The 18,769-nt window shown below is 74.4% G+C and carries 11 protein-coding genes; 3 read left to right on the plus strand and 8 right to left on the minus strand.

Annotated elements, in window-relative coordinates; all coding sequences use genetic code 11:
• Positions 1-95: 95 nt before the first annotated feature.
• The 8 genes from QMG39_RS01025 to QMG39_RS01060 all read right to left on the minus strand — a co-directional run bounded on the left by QMG39_RS01025 (position 96) and on the right by QMG39_RS01060 (position 15,290).
• The gene (locus QMG39_RS01025) at positions 96-2,357 is read right to left on the minus strand and encodes a transglutaminaseTgpA domain-containing protein (RefSeq protein WP_281881964.1); all 2,262 of its coding nucleotides are present in this window, start codon (positions 2,355-2,357) and stop codon (positions 96-98) included.
• Positions 2,354-3,670, minus strand: a complete 1,317-nt coding sequence (locus tag QMG39_RS01030; protein ID WP_281881965.1) for a DUF58 domain-containing protein — start codon at positions 3,668-3,670, stop codon at positions 2,354-2,356. The genes QMG39_RS01025 and QMG39_RS01030 overlap by 4 nt, the downstream gene beginning before the upstream one ends.
• The gene (locus tag QMG39_RS01035) at positions 3,667-4,638 is read right to left on the minus strand and encodes an AAA family ATPase (protein ID WP_281881966.1); all 972 of its coding nucleotides are present in this window, start codon (positions 4,636-4,638) and stop codon (positions 3,667-3,669) included. Before QMG39_RS01035 ends, QMG39_RS01030 begins: the two co-directional genes overlap by 4 nt.
• Positions 4,639-4,657: 19 nt before the next feature.
• A complete protein-coding gene (locus tag QMG39_RS01040) occupies positions 4,658-10,531 on the minus strand; it encodes an Ig-like domain-containing protein (RefSeq protein WP_281881967.1) in 5,874 nt (1,957 codons plus the stop codon).
• Complete coding sequence (locus tag QMG39_RS01045; RefSeq protein ID WP_281881968.1) at positions 10,528-11,874, minus strand: serine/threonine-protein kinase; 1,347 nt, start codon at positions 11,872-11,874, stop codon at positions 10,528-10,530. The genes QMG39_RS01040 and QMG39_RS01045 overlap by 4 nt, the downstream gene beginning before the upstream one ends.
• Before the next feature lie 124 nt (positions 11,875-11,998).
• Positions 11,999-12,814: a PP2C family protein-serine/threonine phosphatase gene (locus QMG39_RS01050; RefSeq protein WP_281881969.1), complete on the minus strand. Its 816-nt coding sequence runs from the start codon at positions 12,812-12,814 to the stop codon at positions 11,999-12,001.
• Entirely contained in the window at positions 12,811-13,818 is a 1,008-nt protein-coding gene (locus QMG39_RS01055; RefSeq protein WP_281881970.1) for an FHA domain-containing protein, read from the minus strand. Before QMG39_RS01055 ends, QMG39_RS01050 begins: the two co-directional genes overlap by 4 nt.
• A 35-nt stretch (positions 13,819-13,853) precedes the next feature.
• On the minus strand, positions 13,854-15,290 hold the full coding sequence (locus QMG39_RS01060; protein ID WP_281881971.1) for a gamma-aminobutyraldehyde dehydrogenase: 1,437 nt from the start codon (positions 15,288-15,290) through the stop codon (positions 13,854-13,856).
• A 148-nt stretch (positions 15,291-15,438) separates the two neighbouring features.
• Here QMG39_RS01060 and QMG39_RS01065 point away from each other — a divergent pair, with 148 nt between their 5' ends.
• Genes QMG39_RS01065 through QMG39_RS01075 form a run of 3 tightly spaced genes read left to right on the plus strand, consistent with a single transcriptional unit; the run spans position 15,439 to position 18,767 of the window.
• Positions 15,439-15,921, plus strand: coding sequence for an Lrp/AsnC family transcriptional regulator (locus QMG39_RS01065; protein WP_281881972.1), 483 nt, complete (start codon positions 15,439-15,441; stop codon positions 15,919-15,921).
• A gap of 12 nt (positions 15,922-15,933) precedes the next feature.
• The gene (locus QMG39_RS01070; RefSeq protein WP_373878285.1) at positions 15,934-17,325 is read left to right on the plus strand and encodes an aspartate aminotransferase family protein; all 1,392 of its coding nucleotides are present in this window, start codon (positions 15,934-15,936) and stop codon (positions 17,323-17,325) included.
• Complete coding sequence (locus tag QMG39_RS01075) at positions 17,325-18,767, plus strand: NAD(P)/FAD-dependent oxidoreductase (protein ID WP_281881974.1); 1,443 nt, start codon at positions 17,325-17,327, stop codon at positions 18,765-18,767. The genes QMG39_RS01070 and QMG39_RS01075 overlap by 1 nt, the downstream gene beginning before the upstream one ends.
• Positions 18,768-18,769: the final 2 nt, after the last annotated feature.

An 18,769-nucleotide genomic window follows, 5' to 3' on the forward strand; every position in this document is an offset into this window, starting at 1 on the left:
GACCAGTGGATCGCGTGCCGCCCGGTGCGCCTCCGCCTCGGCAGGCGGCGCCGCCTCCGTCGCATCCGCAGCCCCATGTGGAGGAGCGTGCCGGCTCACCGCTCGCGCCGGCCGCGGGCCTCCCGGGTGAAGCTCGACAGCGAGACGGCCGCGCGCAACCGCCGCCACCTGCCCCGTCGCGCGGCGATCCGGGTCCGCGCCTCGTCGACCACGCCCCAGACGGCGTCGGCCTGCGCGTCGTCGGGCCCGCCGGGTGCGAACAGCGACCGTTCGACGGCCGAGGCGAGCACGAGCGCCTGCATGCCACCCACGGCCGCGGCCTGCTCGGAGCGCGTGCCGGAGGCCGGCACGGCGTACCCGTGGTCGGTCGCGGCGTCGGCGAACTCGTTCCACCCGCCCGCGACCCGGTCCTCGGGCGCCGCCGCCGAGCGCCGGAGCCTCCGCCGCCGCAGCTTCGCCGCGATCACCGCCAGGAACGGGCTCGCGAGCAGCGCGAGCCCGAGCAGCGCCCAGCCCCCGACGCGCAGGATCGCGAGCAGCGCCTCGACCAGCGGCCCGACGCCGTCGTCGGAGGTGTCGTCGGCCGCCTCGGGCTCGGGCACCGTGCGCTCCACCGGGGTGCGCTCGGCCGGCGGCGGCAGCACCGACTGGGGTCTGGAGACCACGGTCGGCTCGTCGGGCTCGGCCTCCGGTACCGGGCGCGGCTCGGGGTTCGGGTCGATCGCGAGCCAGGTGCCGTCCGCGTCCTGCACCTCGATCCAGGCCGACATGTCGCTGCCGGTGACGAGCACCGCACCGTCCGCGGCGCCGGCGTCGTCACCCGGGTCGAAGCCCATCACCACGCGTGCGGGGAAGCCGATCTCGCGGGCGAGCAACGCGGCCGCGGCCGCGTACTGCTCCGCGTCGCCGAGCATCGGGCGGTCGGTCGCGAGCTGGGTGAGCCGGTCGGCCGAGTGGCCCGACCGGCTCGCGGGCTCGTCGTCGCCCACGCCGTGGCTCACGTAGCCGTCGGCGCGCAGTCCCGCGATCACGCCCGCGAGCCGGGCGCCCGGCGGCTCCGAGGCGGGCGCGTAGCGGTCGAGGAGGCGATCGAGGCCGTCGGGCAGGGGCGCGCTCGCGGGTTGCACCGCGCGCCCGGGCCGGAGGGCCTCGAGGTCGTCGGCTTCGGCGACGGCGACCGCGGAGACCACGTACTCGTCGCCCTCGCGCAACCCCTCGGTGACCGCGGCCGTGCCGGTGGCGTCGTTGTAGAAGAACGTCGCGCCGAGCGGCTCCGCCCGCTCGCCGGAGAATGCGATGGACTCGATGCGGCCGACGCCGGGCAGCCAGACGCCCTCGTACCCGAGGATGCGCACGTCGACCTCGCGCATGCCGCCGGCGGGCGCGTCCTGGTCGAGCCGGTACGGCAGGCGGGTGAACGAACCGGACGCCTCGGCACCGTCGGGTCCCCCGACCGAGAAGACGATGCCGTCCCAGGTGTCGAGCACGGCGAGCCGCAGCCGCTCCCCCGGCGGCAGGCCGCGCACCACGAGCATGGGGTCCCCCGCCCGATCGGTCCGGTGCCAGGCACGGAACCCGGCGAGCGGGCTGTCGGTCTCGCGCGGATCGAACGGCTGCTGCACGTAGGCGCGCACGACCTCGCGCTCGGTGCCGGGCGCGAGCACGACCGCCGCGCCCGTGCCCGCGAGCACCGCGACGATGCCGACCGCGAGGCCGCCCAGCACGCGGCGCACGGAGACCGCGCGCCGCGGCGAGCCCGCGGACTCGGGCAGGCGCCGCACGGCGACCAGCCAGGCGAGGCAGGCGGCGACCATCCCGGCGCCGCCCACGATCCCCCACGCGGACTCGCGAGGACCGAGCAGGATGCCGGCGAGGAACATCGCCACCGGCGGGAGCACCGCGAGGGCCGGGCGGCGCGAGCGCAGCGCGATGCTGACCGAGGCGGCCGACGCGGCCAGCGTGCTCACGAACACCGGCACCAGGAGCGCCTGGTAGGTGCCCACCGGGAGCACGATCGTCAGCAGCCGCGGCCAGGACACTGCGGTTCCCGCCAGCAGCTCCACGATCCCCGCGGGCGTCGGCAGCAGGCCGGCGGCCGCGCCGGGCACCGCGAGCGGCACGCCCAGGAGCAGGTAGGCCGCGAAGCAGCCCAGCAGCACCGCCCACGCGGGCCACGAGCGGACCGCGCCGATGCCCGCGACCGCGAAGCCCGCGAGGGCCGCGGCCGCGACGACGACGAGCAGGTGCCGCGTCTCGTGGATCGGCCACCAGGGCACGGCCGCGGCCGCGACCGCGAGCCCGAGCAGGGGGAACACCCACCACCGCACGGGTCGCCGCATCGTGCCCGCCTCGCTCATGCCGCCGCCGACCGGGCCAGGATCGCGCGCAGGTCGTCGAGCTGCCCGATCGTGAGCACCTGCATCCCGCCGACGCGACGCGACGCCGGCGCGGCGCCCGCGGCGCAGACGACGCCGACCACCTCGACGCCCGGTCGCGCCTGCGCCGCGGCGGCCCGCAGCCGCGCCACGCCCGTGAGCGAGCCGGTCACGACGAACGCCAGCGAGATGCCGAGCACGGACTCGGCGGTCATCCGCATCGCATCCACCAGCTGGGGTGCGCGCGGATCCTGCTCGACCCCGCAGAGCGCGTCGAGCAGGCGGTCGCGCGAGATCGTCGCGAGGTCGAGCAGGCCGCGCATCCCGGCGCGCGCGGTCGTCGGCACAGAGCTCGGCACGATCACCGACGCGCCGCGGGCGTCGCGGATCGCGCGCACGCCGAGCGAGCCCACGGCGCCCACCGCGAGCTCGAACTCGTCGGGGTCGGCGTAGTGCGCCGGCTCGGCGTCGAGCAGGATCATCATGTGGCTGCGACGGGTCTCCTCGAACTGGCGCACCATGAAGGTGCCCGTCTTCGCCGAGCTGCGCCAGTGGATGTGCCGCCGGTCGTCACCGGGGACGTACTCGCGAAGGGCGTGGAACGCGACGTCGCTCGCGGTGAGGTCGCGCGTCGGCGAGCCCTCCAGGTCGCGCACGAAGCCCGTGCTCACCGCGGGGATCGGGATCGTCCTCGGGTGCACGTAGAGCCGCGACTGCTCGGCCCAGACGACCTCGCGCCGCACCAGGCCGACGGGGTCGGCCCGCACCGTGCGCACGGGCCCGATATCCACGATGCCGCGCCGTCCGGTCGGGATCTCGATCGGCCGCCGCTCGGCGACGCCCGCGCTGAGGTTCGCGACCGCGAGGGCCGTCGTGCCGCCGCCCACCCGGACCTCGACCCCCACGCCGACCGCGCGCCGGCGGCCGATGTTCGTCACGACCACCGCCGCCTCGGCGGGGTCGCCCACGACGACCCGCGGTTCGGGGAGCTCGAGCCCGACGACGAACGCGCTGCGCCCGACCAGGTAGAGGCAGGCGGCGGCCAGCGCGACCGCGAGCGCCCAGCCGATGACGACCGCCTCCAGCCAGCCGAACAGGTACCCGGCGACGAGGCCCGCGGCCGCGATGCCGGCGACCCACCAGCCGGTCGGCGTCACGACCTGGCGCACGGCGGCGGCCGCGCGCGCGAGGCCCGACCCGGCGGCCTGGCCGGCGCCGACGACCGCGCCGACGGCCTCGGCGAGCGCGCCGTCGCGACCGCGGGCCTCGTCCGCCTGGGCCCGGTCGATCGTCACACCGCCTGCCTCGCGTTCGGCGGCGCCGTCTCGAGCAGCACCTGCGCCACGACGCTCGACGCGTTCACGCCGTCGAACTCGGCCTCGGCCTCGAGGATGAGGCGGTGCGCGAGCACGGGTTCGGCGAGCGCCTTGACGTCGTCGGGCACGACGAAGTGCCGGCCGCGGCTCGCCGCGTGCGTCTTCGCGGCGCGGATCAGCCCGAGGGCCCCGCGCACGCTCGCGCCGAGCCGCACCTCGACCGCGGAGCGCGTGGCGTCGACCAGGCGGGACACGTAGTCGTGGATCGTGGAGTCGACGTAGACCTGCCGCGCCTGCGCGGCGAGCTCCACGACCTCGTCGGCCCGCACGATGCCGTGCACGGCCTGCTCGTGCGCGCGGTGGTCGGCGCCCTCGAGGATCCGGATCGTCGACGCGTGGTCGGGGTACCCGATCGAGGTGCGCAGCAGGAACCGGTCGAGCTGCGCCTCGGGCAGCCGGTAGGTGCCGGCCTGCTCGATCGGGTTCTGGGTCGCGATCACCATGAACGGCGCGGAGACCGGATGGGTGACGCCGTCGACGGTGACCTGACGCTCCTCCATGACCTCCAGCAGCGCCGACTGGGTCTTCGGGCTGGCGCGGTTGATCTCGTCGGCGAGCACGATGTTCGCGAAGACGGGCCCCCCGTGGAACTCGAACGCGCCGGAGCGCTGGTCGTAGACGCTCATGCCGGTGATGTCGCCGGGCAGCAGGTCGGGCGTGAACTGCACCCGGTTGCTGGTGCCGGCGACCGACTGCGCCATGGCGCGCGCGAGAGAGGTCTTGCCGGTGCCCGGCACGTCCTCCAGCAGCAGGTGCCCCTCCGTGAGCAGCGCCGTGAAGGCCAGCCGGATCACGTGGCTCTTGCCGAGGAGCACCTGCTCCACGCCGCCGACCAGCCGGTCGAAGGTGTCGGCGAACTCCGTCGCCTGCTCGGGTGTCATCGTCATCCGCGTGCTCCTCGCATCGTCAGTCGCTCTCGTATCGTTTCGTGATCCCGCCCACCGTGACGTCGAGCCACGCGGTGCCGCCGGGCCCGCCGCCGCCGACGACGCAGCTGGTCTCGGCCCCGGCGGGGGACCCCGGCCCGGGCCCCGTCCCGCAGCGGAAGGTCGCCTCGAGCGCACCGTTGTCCGGCGGGTTCGTCCAGGTCCAGCGCGACGCCGGGGCGTCCCACCGCAGGCTGGGCAGCGCGAAGTCGAGGGAGGGCTCCGGGTCCGCCGGCTGCACGGGGCTCCACGGCCCGCAGCTGCCCCACGGCGCACACGCCCGCAGCTGGAACCGCACGGCCTCGCCGAACGGCCGCCCGAGGATCTCCCGCGGCCAGCCGGTTCCGCCGAACGACTGGACCGTGCCGGCCAGCTGCACCCCCGCGGCGTCGACCGCGACGATCTCGTACCGGCTCGCACGCGGGGTGACCGACGTGACCCGGTAGTCCCAGGCGAGTCCGTCGCCGGTCCAGCGCATCTCGCCGCGCACCTCGTCGATGACCCGGTCGAAGGGTCGCGGCGTGACGACGAGCACGGCGCTCGACGCGCAGCCCGCACGGTTGTAGCCCCAGACGACGAACGCGTACTCGGTGTTCTCGGCCGAGAGCCCCTCGAATCGCGCCGACCGCGCGTCGGGCCCCAGCGTCCGCGTCTCCTCGACGCCCGCACCGTTCGTGGGCGGGGAGACCGTGCCGGGCGCCGGAGTGCTCACCGAGCAGGCCTGGGGCCCGGTCGGGAGGGTGCGGCTGCCGACCGCGAGGCGCTGCACGAAGTAGCCGCGGATCGCATCGCCGTTCGGGTCGAACGCGCTCCACGTGACCGTGACCGCACCCGCCGACGCATCGCCGATCGCGTCCGCCGTGCCCGCCCGGGGCGCCCCGAACGGCGTGCCGGTGACGGATGCCTCGCGCCAGGTCGACAGCGCCGGGTAGGCGTCGTTGCGCGGGCTGATCGCGACCGGCACGGAGCTGCCGTTGACGAGTCCGGTCCGGTCGAGCACGCACGCGGTGGCCGAGCAGATCGAGGCGGCCGACACCTCGCCGATCTGGCCGGCGACGATGACCACGTAGCGGGTCACCGGGGTGCCGCCGCCCGCGGGCACGACCGGGGTCCAGGTGACGCGCAGCCCGCCGTCGAGCGGTGCCGCGCGGAGGTCGGCGGGCGCGCCCGGCACGACGTCGGACCAGATCGTCTCCGGCGGCCGGGCGGCGTCGGAGAGCCCGATGCCGTTGCGTGCGCGCACCTCGACCGCGACCTGGTTGGCCCGTCCGTTGCCGAGCGTGGGCACGGTGCAGTCGGTCGCCGGGCACGAGTGCACCGCGAGCACCTCGCCGCTGCCCGGGGCGCGCAGGGTGACCTCGTACGCCGTGATCGGCGAGTTGTTGGCCGGCCCGGGCGAGAAGTCGATGCTGATCGACCGGTCGCCGAACCCGGTCGCTCGGACCTCGGCGACGGGCTCGGGACGGTCCTGCACGGAGATCGTCACGACGCCCCAGGCGTAGCGACCGGCATCGCCCGTGGCATCCGCCACCTGGTACTGGATCGTGCTGTTCACCGGCTCGGCGCCCTCGTCGACCGTGACCCGAAGCGAGGTGCGGTCCGCGCTCGGCACCACGTGCACGCCGCTCGGCAGGCTCGCGTCGTCGGCGCCGCGCACGCGGACCACCCGCAGCGGGACGTCGGGGAACGGGTTGGTCGCCGCGTCGTTGGCGAGCACGTCGACCGTGGTCGTCGAGCCGCGTCGCGCGACCGCGCTGTCGGGCGCCGGCACCGCGAGCGGCCGGGTCGACGGCACGACCCGCAGCTCGATGCGGCCGGCCCGCCCGTCGCCGGAGTCGTCCTGCACCGCGACGGTCACCGCCGCGCGGGTGCCCGCGAGCGTGCCGGCGGCCGTCGTGACCCGGAGCACGGTGCCGTCGAGCGACAGGTCGAACCCGTCGGGCAGCGGTTGCACGAGCCGGAACGCGAGCTCGTCGAGGTCGGCCGGGTAGGGGTAGCTGGTGAGCTTCAGCAGGTCGATCTCGCGCTGCTGGCCGGGCTCGAACTCGATGAGCCCGCCCGTGAACGAGGGCGGCTGGTTCTCGCGCGGCAGCACCGTGATCGGCAGCACGATGGTCGCGGTGCGGGCGTCCGGGTCGTCGGCGGATGCGCCGTCGGTGACGACGAACGACACCGAGGCCGGCCCGAAGTACTCGTCGGCGCTCCGGAAGCGCAGGGTGTCGGCGTCGACCACGAGCTCGCCGCCGTCGCCGTTCGAGGCCCGCACCGTCGCCTCGTCGGTGATCCGCACTGGGCGGCCACCGACCGCGACGACGTGCTCGTTGATCTCGATCAGCACCTCCTGCTCGCTCTGCACGATGATCGGCGGGGCGTCGAGCCGCAGCTGGGGCAGGGCGTCCTCGTAGCCGGGGACCCGGACGAACGCGTAGGCGTCGAGCTCGGGATCGTCGGGGTGCACCACCCGGAACGGGATCACCTGCCGCTCGTCGGCGAGCGTCACGCGGATCGTGCCGTCGCCGCGCACGACCGCGCCCGACTCCCAGCCGGGCACGAGCTCCACGCCGAGGCGCTCGGCGGGGCCGTCGGCGAAGAACACGTTCTCACGCACGTCGACGTCGACCCAGGACCGGTCGAGGATGTCCGACAGCGAGAGCACGGTGTCCCCCGCCTCGGGTCTCGCGAGCGGCGCCTCGGCGCTCACGTCGACCACGAGGAACGCCGACGCCGTCGCCTGGCCCTCGTTGCGGATCGTGTAGATGAAGCTGCTGCGCCCCTCGACGCGCGGCACGGCGATCCGCACCAGGTCGCCGTCGACGGATGCCTCGGCGGATCCCTCCACCGGTTCGACCGCGACGATCGTGAGCGGCCCCCCGTCGGGGTCGGAGTCGTTGTCGAGCACGCGCACGGCGACCTCGCCGCCCGGGCGCGCGTGCACCTCGTCCTCGACCGCGACCGGCGCGCGCACGCCGTCGAGCCGCGGCGCGATGCCGACGCGCACGGTCCCAGTCGCCCGTGCGCCGAGCGCGTCGACGACCGCGTACCGGAAGACGTCGGTGCCCGCGGAGTACTCGCCGGCCTCGTACTCGATCCAGTCGACGCCCGTGCGCACGACGATGCCGCGCTCGGGCGGCGTCTCCTGGCCGATCAGCTGCACGGAGTCGCCGTCGGGGTCGATCCCGAGCAGGGGGATGCGGATGCGGACGGTCTCGCCGGCGAGCACGCGCGACGTGACCACCCGCGGCACCGGCGCGGAGTTGTCGTCGGCGTCGACGTCGTTCACCGAGATCCGCACGGTCGCCGTGGCGAACTGGCCGTCCGGCCCCTCGACCCGGTAGACCGCGCTCACGATGCCCGGGCGGGACGGCGCGAGGAATCGCAGCACGTCCCCGGAGGCGAACAGCAGCCCGTCCGCCTCCGCGGGGGGCTCGACGAGGTCGGGCGCGAGCGAGATCGGCTCGTCGTCCGGGTGCCGGTCGTTCGCGAGCACCGGGATGTCGATGACGTCGCCCACGCGCACGGAGGCCGTGTCGTCGGCCGCGACCGGCGCCTGGACGCGCTCGAGCGCCGGGATCTCGACGACCCGGACGGTGCCGGTGGCCTCGGCCCGGCCGTTGCTCACGGTGTACTCGAACTCCGCGGCGCCGTCGACGAGCGGATCGTTGAGCGTGACCCGCAGCACGCGATGCTCGATCACCTCGACGCGCATGCCCCGTTCGTCCGCGGTGTCGTCGGCGCCCGTGATCACCAGCACGCCGCCGGTCGGGTCGATGTCGGTCGCGAGGACGTCGACGTCCACGGTCTGCCGCACCCGCAGGAACGCGGTGTGCGGCACGGTCACCGGCGTGGTGTCGGCGTCCGGCGGCGCGGCCACGTCGACCCGCACCACGCCGACCGCGGTCTGGTCGCCGTCGGTCACGGTGTACTCGAGGTAGTGGGTGCCCACCGCGTCGCTGGTGAATCGGAAGGTGCCCTGGTCGAAGTCCGGCACGAGCACGACGTCGGGCTTCGCCGGCACGGCGGTGAGGCGCGGCGTGCCGCTGCCGCCGCTCACGTGCTGCAGCGGCGAGATCGTGCGCTCCTCGCCCGCCGAGGCGAGCACCGCGAACGGCTCGGCGACGAGCGGCACCGACCCCGCCGCCCGCACGGCGACCTGGAGCGTGCCCGCGCCGATCGCCCGTCCGTCGGAGACCGAGAGCGCGACGGTGCGCAGCGGGCCGCGGCCGCCCCGCTCGGTGAAGACGACCTCGCCGCCGGCCGTGTACGTCGCGGTGTCTGGCGGCCCGGCGGCGGCGTCGGCGAGGTAGAACGGGTCGCCGTCGGGGTCGTACCAGTCCGCCAGCACGTCGGTGGAGACCCGGCCGCCGGCCTCGACCACCGCCGACGCGCCGCGCGCCTGCACCGGGGGCCCGTTCTCGTCGTCGGCGCGCGCGACGATGCGCACGACCGCGGAGGCGCTGCCCCCGCGTCCGTCGTCGATGGTGTAGTCGAGCGCGACCGTGCCCGTCGCCCCCGCCGGCAGCGTGACCTGCAGCTGCTGGTCGTTGCTCACCAGGTCGACCTCGACGCCCTCCGGCGCCGTGCCGACGGACGAGATCGCGAGCACGTCGCCGTTCGCGTCGTAGTCGTTGAGCAGCACGGGCAGGATCGTCGTGCGCTGCGGCCGGGCGCCGAACTCGTCGTCCACGGCCACGGGCGGGACCTGCACGCGCTCGAGGGTCGGCGGGCTCGACGGGTCGTTCTGCTCGACGACGCGCTCGTCGGTCTCCACCCGCAGCAGCGCGTCCCAGTCGTCGACCAGGGCCCAGCCGTCGCGCACCGACCAGGAGCGGCCGGACGCCGCGTCGTTCAGCACGAGGGCGGACCCGTTGCTGCGGAAGGCGAGCTCGCCCGTCGCGCCGCCCTCGAGGATCGCGTCGGCGGTGTCGCACGAGCTCCATCCCGAGGCATCCGCCCATGCCGCATAGGCGCAGTCGTCGGCGACCACCGGCGCGGCGGGCACCCCGAACCGATCGCCCGCGAGCACCTCGGGCGTCCCGGCGTCGAACGGCACCGCGAGCAGGCCGCTCCGGTGCGCGACGAGCACCGCGTCGCCGTCCGTCGCGGGCTCCTGCAGCACGACGCCGCCGCCGGGCCCCACCAGGTCGCCCAGCTCGACGCTGCCGCCCTCGAGGTGCAGCACCTCGGCGGTGGCGTCGAGCAGCGCCCAGCGGCCGCCGACCGTGGTGATCGACCACTCGGCGTCGGCCGCGATCTCGCCGCCGACCTGCCAGGTGCGCTCGACGGCGGTGCCGTCCGCGGCGTCGAACCGGGAGACCCGCGCGGTGGAGGGCGTGAACGCGACCATGGTCCCGTCCTCGTCGGCCGCGGTGACGGTGCCCGCCCCGAAGGTCAGGTCCGGGTCGCGCTGGCTGTCGAACTCCGCGAAGTCGTCGATGGGGGTCGACCACACGTCGCCGTCGGAGGCGATCACGACGCGATCGCCCGCGAGCGCGACCGCGGGCCGCACGGGCGGGATCGCGACGGACTCCGAGATCGTGGCGGTCGCGGGGTCGAGGACATCGAGGTTCGCGCGCTCGGGGTCGACCACGAGCACGGTCGCGCCGCGCTGCACCAGCACGGGCGCGGCCACTCCGGTCTCGACCGCGGTGTCGAGCTCGCGCACGGCGGTGTTCAGGCGCCCGACCGACTCGATGCCGCCGTTCGCGACCCACACGGACGCGTCGCCGAGGTCGACGCGCTGCGAGGTGTAGCCGCCGCTGGCGATCGCGACGCCGGCGATGAGGGCGGCCGTCATCGTCGTGGCCGCGGCGGTGAGCACGCCGGACCGGTGCGCGCGCAGCCACTCGACGATCACGGATTCGGCTCCGGGGGGACCTCCACGCACCGCTCGGCGCTGGGATCGCCCACGCGGCCCGCGCGCGTGACCGTGACCGTGGCGCACACCACCGACTGCTCGCCCGCGTCGAGCCGGTACTCGGTGTCGACCTGCATGCTCGACGGGCGGCCGTCGACGGTGACGACGTAGGCGTCGTCGTCGGTCACGCCCGGGTCGTCCCACGAGAAGAGGACGGTGGTCCCCTCGACGGACGCCGAGACGTCGCTCACCCGCGGGATCTCGGTCTCCGCCGGTCGGGGGGCCAGCTGCACCGCCGTGACCGCGACCACGGCGCCGGCGGCGACGAGCGCACCGGCCGTCCACCACGTCGCGGGCCTGCGGAGCAGCGCACCGGCCCGGCGTCCCGCCGTGGGCGGCGTCGCGACCTGCTCGCCGGGCGACTTGAGCACGGTGCGGTCGTCCGGGTCGATCGCGGTGGCCTGCGCCCAGTCGTCCATGCGCGCCTCGATCGGGGTCTGCGGCAGGTCGAGCTCGGCCTCGACGTCCTGCAGGTCGCGCAGCAGCTCCTCGACGCCGCCCTGGCGATCGGCCGGCTTGCGCGACATCGACCGTCGCAGCACCGCCTCCAGGGAGGCGGGCACGTCGGGGCGATCCACGGCGGGCGGCGCGGCGGCGGAGATCCGCTGGATGAGCTCGTAGGCCGAGTTGTCGCCGCCCGGCACCTCGAACGGCGAGCGACCGGCCAGCAGGGAGTAGACGGTCGCGCCGAGCGACCAGACCTCGGATGCCACGCTGCCGACGTCCTCGTCGGCGAGCACCTCGGGCGCGGACCACGGCACCGACAGCCCGATCGACTCGTCGTCGTCGACGTGGCCCCGCGACGCGGCGATGCCGAAGTCGCTCAGCACGGGATGGCCGAAGGCCGTCATGAGGATGTTCGACGGCTTGATGTCGCGGTGCAGCACGCCCTCGCGGTGCGCGCTCTCGATGGCCGAGCCGATGCGGATGCCGACCTCGAGCGCCTCGGCGACCGGCAGCGGCTCGGCGCGGTAGCGCTGCGCCATCGCCGACGAGCAGTACTCCATGACCAGGTAGGGCCGACCGTCGGCCGCGACGCTCGCCGCGTAGACGGTGAGCACGGCCGGGTGGGAGCTCAGCCGGGCCATCAGGTTCGCCTCGGCGCGGAACCGGCGCCGCAGCTGCTCGTCCACCACCTCGGCCAGGAGCACCTTCACCGCCACCGGGCGCCGCGGCATCTGCTGCTCGTAGAGGAACACGTCGGCGAAGCCGCCCGTGCCGAGCACGCGGACGAAGGCGAAACCGGGGATGGTCGGCGGCGTCGAGGGCAGGCGCCTGGTCACGCGACCTCCCTCGGACCCCGCCACCGCCGGCCTCGCCGGCGTGCCTCTGACGGGTACCGCTCCCATTCTAGGGTTCCGGGGGCGGGCGGGCCGGACGTGCGGAGCGGTCGGTGGATGCGGCGGATCACTCCCCGTCCGCGCCGCCCGCTGCGCCGTCCCCGGGCCGCACCCGGACCACGTCGAGGACCACGACGGTGATGTTGTCGCGCCCGCCGTTGCCGAGCGCCGCGTCCATGAGCTGGCGGGCCGCCGCCTCCGGCTTGGGCGAGCCGAGCAGGAAGTGGCGGATGCCGTACGGCGTCAGCTCCTTGGTCAGCCCGTCGGAGCAGGCGAGGAGCCGCATGCCCTCCACCACCGGGACCGAGCGGTAGTCGGGGACGGGCGTCTCGTGGAAGCCCACCGCACGCGTGATCACGTTGCTGTGCGGGTGGGTCTCGGCCTCCTCCTGGGTGATGTGGCCCGCGTCGACCAGCTCCTGCACGATCGAGTGGTCGACGGTGAGCTGCTCGAGCTCGCCGTCGAGCAGGAGGTAGACCCGGGAGTCGCCGATGTTGAAGACCGTCCATGCGGGAGCACCGTCGACCGTCGTCAGCCCCACGCCGGTGACCGTGGTCCCGCTGCCCTCGTCGGTCACGCCGATGCTGCGCTCCATGTCGCTCACCGCCGCGGCGAGCGAGCGCCCGATCTCTGCCGGGAGGACCGTCGTGCGCCCGCCGTGCTCGGCGAGGCGGGTGACGACCGCCGCGCTGGCGAAGTCGCCCGCGGCGTGCCCGCCCATGCCGTCGGCGACCGCGAAGACCGGCGGGCGGGCGACGAACGAGTCCTCGTTCACCTCGCGGCGGAGCCCCGTGTCGGTGAGCGCGGCCCAGGCGAGCGTGACCTCGGTGCCGTCCGGCAGCGTCACGGCGGTGCCGGGATTGCCGTGTCCGATCTGCGTCACGTGCCTTGTCCTTCGTCGGTGAGCGGCTCGCGGACTCGGTCCTCCGCGACTGCGAGGATCTCGACGAGTGTACCGCCGATGTCGAGCCGCGACCCGGGCGCCACGACGACGGACTCGCCTCCGCGGAGCCGCCGGCGGGTGCCCGACGGGCCGATCACGGTGGTGCCGTTGCGCGAGTGCAGGTCGGTGACGACGACCGTCCGCCCGACCGGGCGCAGCTCGACGTGGGTCGAGGAGACCGCCGGCAGGGCCGACGGCACGGCGTGGAGCGTGGGCGCGACGCCCCCCGGGATGCGCGGCGGGCTGGGCCGGCGTCCGACGTAGACCGGACCCTCGAGCGGCTGCGACGGCGCGTCGCCGATGCGGAAGGCCGACGCCGCGGGCCGGTCCGCCCCCACGGCCGGCACGCCGCCGACCGGCGTCGCGGGTGCGGGCGGCACGGGCACCGGCAGCACCAGCTGGGTGTCGGTCGTGGGCGCCCGGCGCGCCCGCGTCTCCTCGTCGACGTCGGTCGCCGCGTGCGCCGCGTCGCAGGACCAGCCGACCACCGGGCCGCGCGCCGTCGCCCCGGGTCCGCCCACGTGCTCGCCGTCGTGGGGCCCGTCGAGGCCCGCCGCAGCGGAGCGGATGAGCAGGCTCGTGACGTCGCCGAACTCGGCGAGGTGGAACGGCCGGATGCCGCGGTCGTCGAACCGTCGGCTCCCGCCCGGGGAGCGGAGGTCGAGCGCCGCATCGCCGCGGACCACCGCGGTGACCCGCCGCGCCCCCGGCCCGTCGTCGTCGAAGCGCACGAGGGCGAACCCCGCCGCATCCGCCGCGGCCGTCGGCAGCACGCCGACCAGTTCCTCGACCAACGCCCCCGGGTCGTCGGCGAGCCGTCCGAGTCCCGCGAGCGTGCGCGCGTCGGCCGGCGCCGCGACGGCGGCGAGGAAGGCGCGGCCGACGACGACGTCCCAGTCGGGAAGCCCGTCGCCCGCGCCGATGAAGACCCGCCCCTCGTCCATCACCCCAGTCTGTCACCGACCGGGGCGAACCGGGTTCAGGCGCCGATGTAGCTCATCACGTGCTTGACGCGCGTGTAGTCCTCGAATCCGTACTGCGAGAGGTCCTTGCCGTAGCCCGAGTGCTTGAACCCGCCGTGCGGCATCTCGGCGACGATCGGGATGTGGGTGTTGATCCACACGCAGCCGAAGTCGAGGTGCTTGGCGAACCGCATCGCACGGCCGTGGTCCTTCGTCCAGACGCTCGACGCGAGCCCGTACTGCACGCCGTTGGCCCACTCGAGGGCCTGTGCCTCATCGGTGAACTTCTGCACCGTGATGACCGGGCCGAAGATCTCGCGCTGGATCACCTCGTCGTCCTGGTGCAGGCCGGAGACGACCGTGGCCTCCCAGAAGTAGCCGCGGTCGCCCTGGCGCCGCCCGCCGAGCGCGATGTCGGCGTGGTCGGGCAGGCGCTCGATGAAGCCCGAGACCTGTGCGAGCTGGTTCGCGTTGTTGACCGGGCCGTAGTACACGCCGTCCTCGCGGGGCGCGCCGGTGCGCGCGTTCACCCGCGCGTGCTCGGCCAGCGCGGCGACGAACTCGTCGTGGATGCCCGCCTGCACGAGCACGCGGGTGGCGGCGGTGCAGTCCTGGCCGGCGTTGAAGTAGCCGGCGGCGGCGATGCCCTCGACGGCGGCGGGGATGTCGGCGTCGTCGAACACCACCACGGGCGCCTTGCCGCCGAGTTCGAGGTGCACGCGCTTGAGGTCGGATGCGGCCTCGCGCGCCACCTCCATGCCGGCGCGCACCGAACCCGTGATGGCGACCATCTGGGGCGTCGGATGCTGCAGGAGCGCCGCGCCCGTGCCCCGGTCGCCGGTGACGACGTTCAGCACGCCGGCCGGGAGGAACTCGGCCGCGACCTCCGCGAGCAGGAGCGTCGCGAGCGGCGTGGTGTCGGACGGCTTCAGCACGAGCACGTTGCCCGCGGCGATCGCGGGGGCGACCTTCCAGACCGCCATGTTGAGCGGGTAGTTCCAGGGCGTGACCTGCCCGATGACGCCGATCGGCTCGCGGCGGATGAACGAGGTGTGGTCGGGCATGTACTCGCCCGCGGCGCGGCCCTCGAGGTTGCGCGCCGCGCCGGCGAAGAAGCGGAGCTGGTCGACCGAGAGGAGGATCTCGTCCTCGACGAGGCTGCCGCGGGGCTTGCCGGTGTCCTGCGACTCGAGGTCGGCGAACTCCTCGGCGCGCGCCTCCATGGCGTCGGCGATGCGGAACAGCGCGAGCTGCCGCTCGGCGGGGGTGGTCTGGCCCCACGTCGCGAACGCGGTCGAGGCGGCGTCGTACGCGGCGTCGATGTCGGCGGCGCCCGAGACGGGGCTCGTCGCGTAGACGTCCTCGGTGGCCGGGTCGATGAGGTCGAGTGCTCCGTCGGTGCGGGCGTCGACGTACTCGCCGCCGATGAAGTTGCGCAGTTCACGCACGGACATGGAAGGGCCTCCTCGGGATCGCGTGCGGCCCATCGTAACGGCCGAACGCGGCATCCGAAAGCCGAATTCGCCATTGATTCCGTTGCGAATTCGTGAAATCACGACGGATTCGCTTGCTGGAGGCATCCGTCACTGACAGAATCGACGCATGACGAACGCGGGGCGCAACCACGGCGGCCGGCCGGTGCAGCTCGACGAGGTCTCGAAGAAGATCATCGAGCAGCTGCAGGCCGACGGCCGGCGGTCCTACGCCGACATCGGCAAGGCCGTCGGGCTGTCCGAGGCCGCCGTGCGGCAGCGCGTGCAGAAGCTGACCGACGCCGGCGTCATGCAGATCGTCGCGGTGACCGACCCGATGCAGCTCGGGTTCACCCGCCAGGCGATGATCGGCATCCGCGCCTCGGGCGACACCCGCGACCTCGCCGACCGGCTCGCCGAGATCCCGGAGATCGACTACGTCGTGCTGACCGCCGGCAGCTTCGACCTGCTGGCCGAGGTCGTCTGCGAGGACGACGACGAGCTGATCGAACTGCTGAACACCAGCATCCGCAACCTCGACGGGGTCCTCACCACCGAGACCTTCGTCTACCTGAAGCTCCGCAAGCAGTTCTACAACTGGGGAACACGATAGGAAATGAGCACCATGACCCGAACCGTCGCCGATGTCGATGTCGCCGCGCTGCAGCAGAAGGCGAAGGACCACCTCTGGATGCACTTCTCGCGCCAGTCGACCATGGAATCCGGCGTGCCCATCATCACCCGCGGTGAGGGCCACCACATCTGGGACGCGCAGGGCAAGCAGTACATCGACGGCCTGTCCGGGCTGTTCGTGGTGAACGCCGGGCACGGGCGCGCCCGCCTCGCCGAGGTCGCGCGCAAGCAGGCCGAGGAGCTCGCCTTCTTCCCGATCTGGTCGTACGCCCACCCGTCCGCGATCGAGCTCGCGGACCGGCTGGCCGACTACGCGCCGGGCGAGCTGAACCGCGTGTTCTTCTCCACCGGCGGCGGCGAGGCGGTCGAGACCGCGTTCAAGCTCGCCAAGTACTACTGGAAGCTCAAGGGCCGCCCCACGAAGCACAAGGTGATCTCGCGCGCCGTCGCCTACCACGGCACGCCGCAGGGCGCGCTCGCGATCACGGGCATCCCCGGCATGAAGGAGATGTTCGAGCCGGTCACGCCCGGCGGGTTCCGCGTGCCGAACACGAACTTCTACCGCGCCGAGGAGATGGGCGGTCCGAGCGACGACCTCGAGGCGTTCGGCCTCTGGGCGGCGAACCGCATCGAGGAGATGATCGAGTTCGAGGGACCCGAGACGGTCGCCGCGGTCTTCCTGGAGCCGGTGCAGAACTCGGGCGGATGCTTCCCGCCCCCGCCCGGCTACTTCAAGCGCGTTCGCGAGATCTGCGACAAGCACGACGTGCTGCTGGTCTCCGACGAGGTCATCTGCGCGTTCGGCCGCCTGGGCTCGATGTTCGCGTGCGAGCAGTACGGCTACGAGCCCGACATGATCACCTGCGCGAAGGCGATGACCAGCGGCTACTCCCCCATCGGCGCCACGATCGTCAGCGAGGAGATCTACGAGCCGTTCAAGCACGGCGACACGTCGTTCTACCACGGCTACACCTTCGCCGGTCACCCGGTCTCGGCGGCGGTCGCCCTCGAGAACCTCGACATCTTCGAGGAGGAGGGCCTGAACGAGCGCGTACGCGAGAACTCCCCGCTCTTCCGCGCCGAGCTCGAGCAGCTGCTCGACCTGCCGATCGTCGGCGACGTGCGCGGCGACGGCTACTTCTTCGGCATCGAGCTGGTCAAGGACAAGGCCACCAAGGAGACCTTCAACGAGGAGGAGTCGGAGCGCCTGCTCCGCGGCTTCCTCTCGAAGGCGCTGTTCGACGCGGGCCTGTACTGCCGCGCCGACGACCGCGGCGACCCCGTCATCCAGCTGGCTCCGCCGCTGACGATCGGGCCGAGCGAGTTCGCGGAGATCGGGCAGATCCTGCGCGGCGTGCTCTCCGAGGCCGGCAACCGCCTCTGATGGCGGACGCGCACGAGGCGACGGGCGTGCCCGGGTCGCCGTATCGCGGCGTGAGCTTCTGGCTGGACGCGCTGGCCGAGTCGGGCGCCGACGACCTCGCGCCGCGGCCGAGCCTCGATCGCGACCTCGACGCCGATGTCTGCGTGATCGGCGGCGGGCTCACCGGGCTCTGGTCGGCCTACTACCTCCAGGCCCTGCGGCCGGAGCTGTCGATCGTCGTCGTCGAACGCGAGATCGCCGGCTTCGGCGCGTCCGGCCGCAACGGCGGCTGGTGCTCGGCGCTGTTCCCGCAGTCGGGCGCGGCGCTCGAGCGGCGGCACGGTCTCGACGCGGCGGTCGCGATGCGCCGGGCGATGATCGACACGGTCGACGAGGTCGGGCGCGTGGCCGACGCCGAGGGCATCGACTGCGACTACGTCCGCGGCGGCACGGTGGTCTTCGCCCGGGGCGGGGCGCAGGCGCAGAGTGCCCGGGCCGACGTCGCGGAGGCCGCACGGCTCGGCACCGACCCGGTCGAGCTCTGGGAGGGCGAGCGGCTCGAGCGATTCGGCGTCACCGGCCTGACCGGCGGCAGCGCCGAAGCGGCGACGTTCGACCCGTCGTGCGCGCGGGTCCAGCCTGCGAAGCTCGTGCGGGGCCTCGCCCGCGTCGTCGAGGACCGCGGCGCCCGCATCGCCGAGCGCACCGAGGTCGTCGACTGGTCGCCCGGCCAGGTGCGCTTCCGCGCCGCCGACGGCGCCTCGGGCACCGTGCGTGCGAAGCACGTGCTCGTGGCGACCGAGGGCTACGGCGCCGGCCTGCCGCACGTCGGCCGCCGCATCCTGCCGCTGTACTCGCTCATGATCGCGACCGAGCCCCTTTCGGCAGCGGTCTGGGACGAGATCGGCATCGCGCACGGCGAGACCTTCAGCGACTACCGGCACCTGCTGGTCTACGGGCAGCGCACGGCCGACGACCGGATCGCCTTCGGCGGGCGCGGCGCCCGCTACCACTGGGGCAGCGCCGTGCGCCCGGAGTTCGACCGGGACGCCCGCGTGTTCGCGCACCTCGCCGAGACGCTCGCCGACCTCATCCCCGCCGCCGCCGATGCGCGCATCACGCATCGCTGGGGCGGGCCGCTCGGAGTGCCTCGCGACTGGCACGCGAGCGTCTCGTACAACCCGGCCAACGGCGTCGGGTTCGCGGGCGGGTACGTCGGCGACGGCCTCAGCACCACGAACCTGGCGGGCCGCACGCTCGCCGACCTGGTGCTCGGCCGCGAGACCGACCTGACGCGGCTGCCCTGGGTGGGCCACCGGTCGCCCCGCTGGGAGCCGGAGCCGTTGCGCTTCGTCGGCGCGAACCTCGGGCTCACCGGCATCGGGCTCGGCGACGTCGAGGAGCGGCTCACGGGGCGCCCCTCGGTCGCCGCGAAGCTGCTCGGCCCGCTGATCGGCGCCTGACC

The sequence above is a fragment of the Agromyces rhizosphaerae genome, from assembly GCF_027925245.1.
Classification (GTDB): domain Bacteria; phylum Actinomycetota; class Actinomycetes; order Actinomycetales; family Microbacteriaceae; genus Agromyces; species Agromyces rhizosphaerae.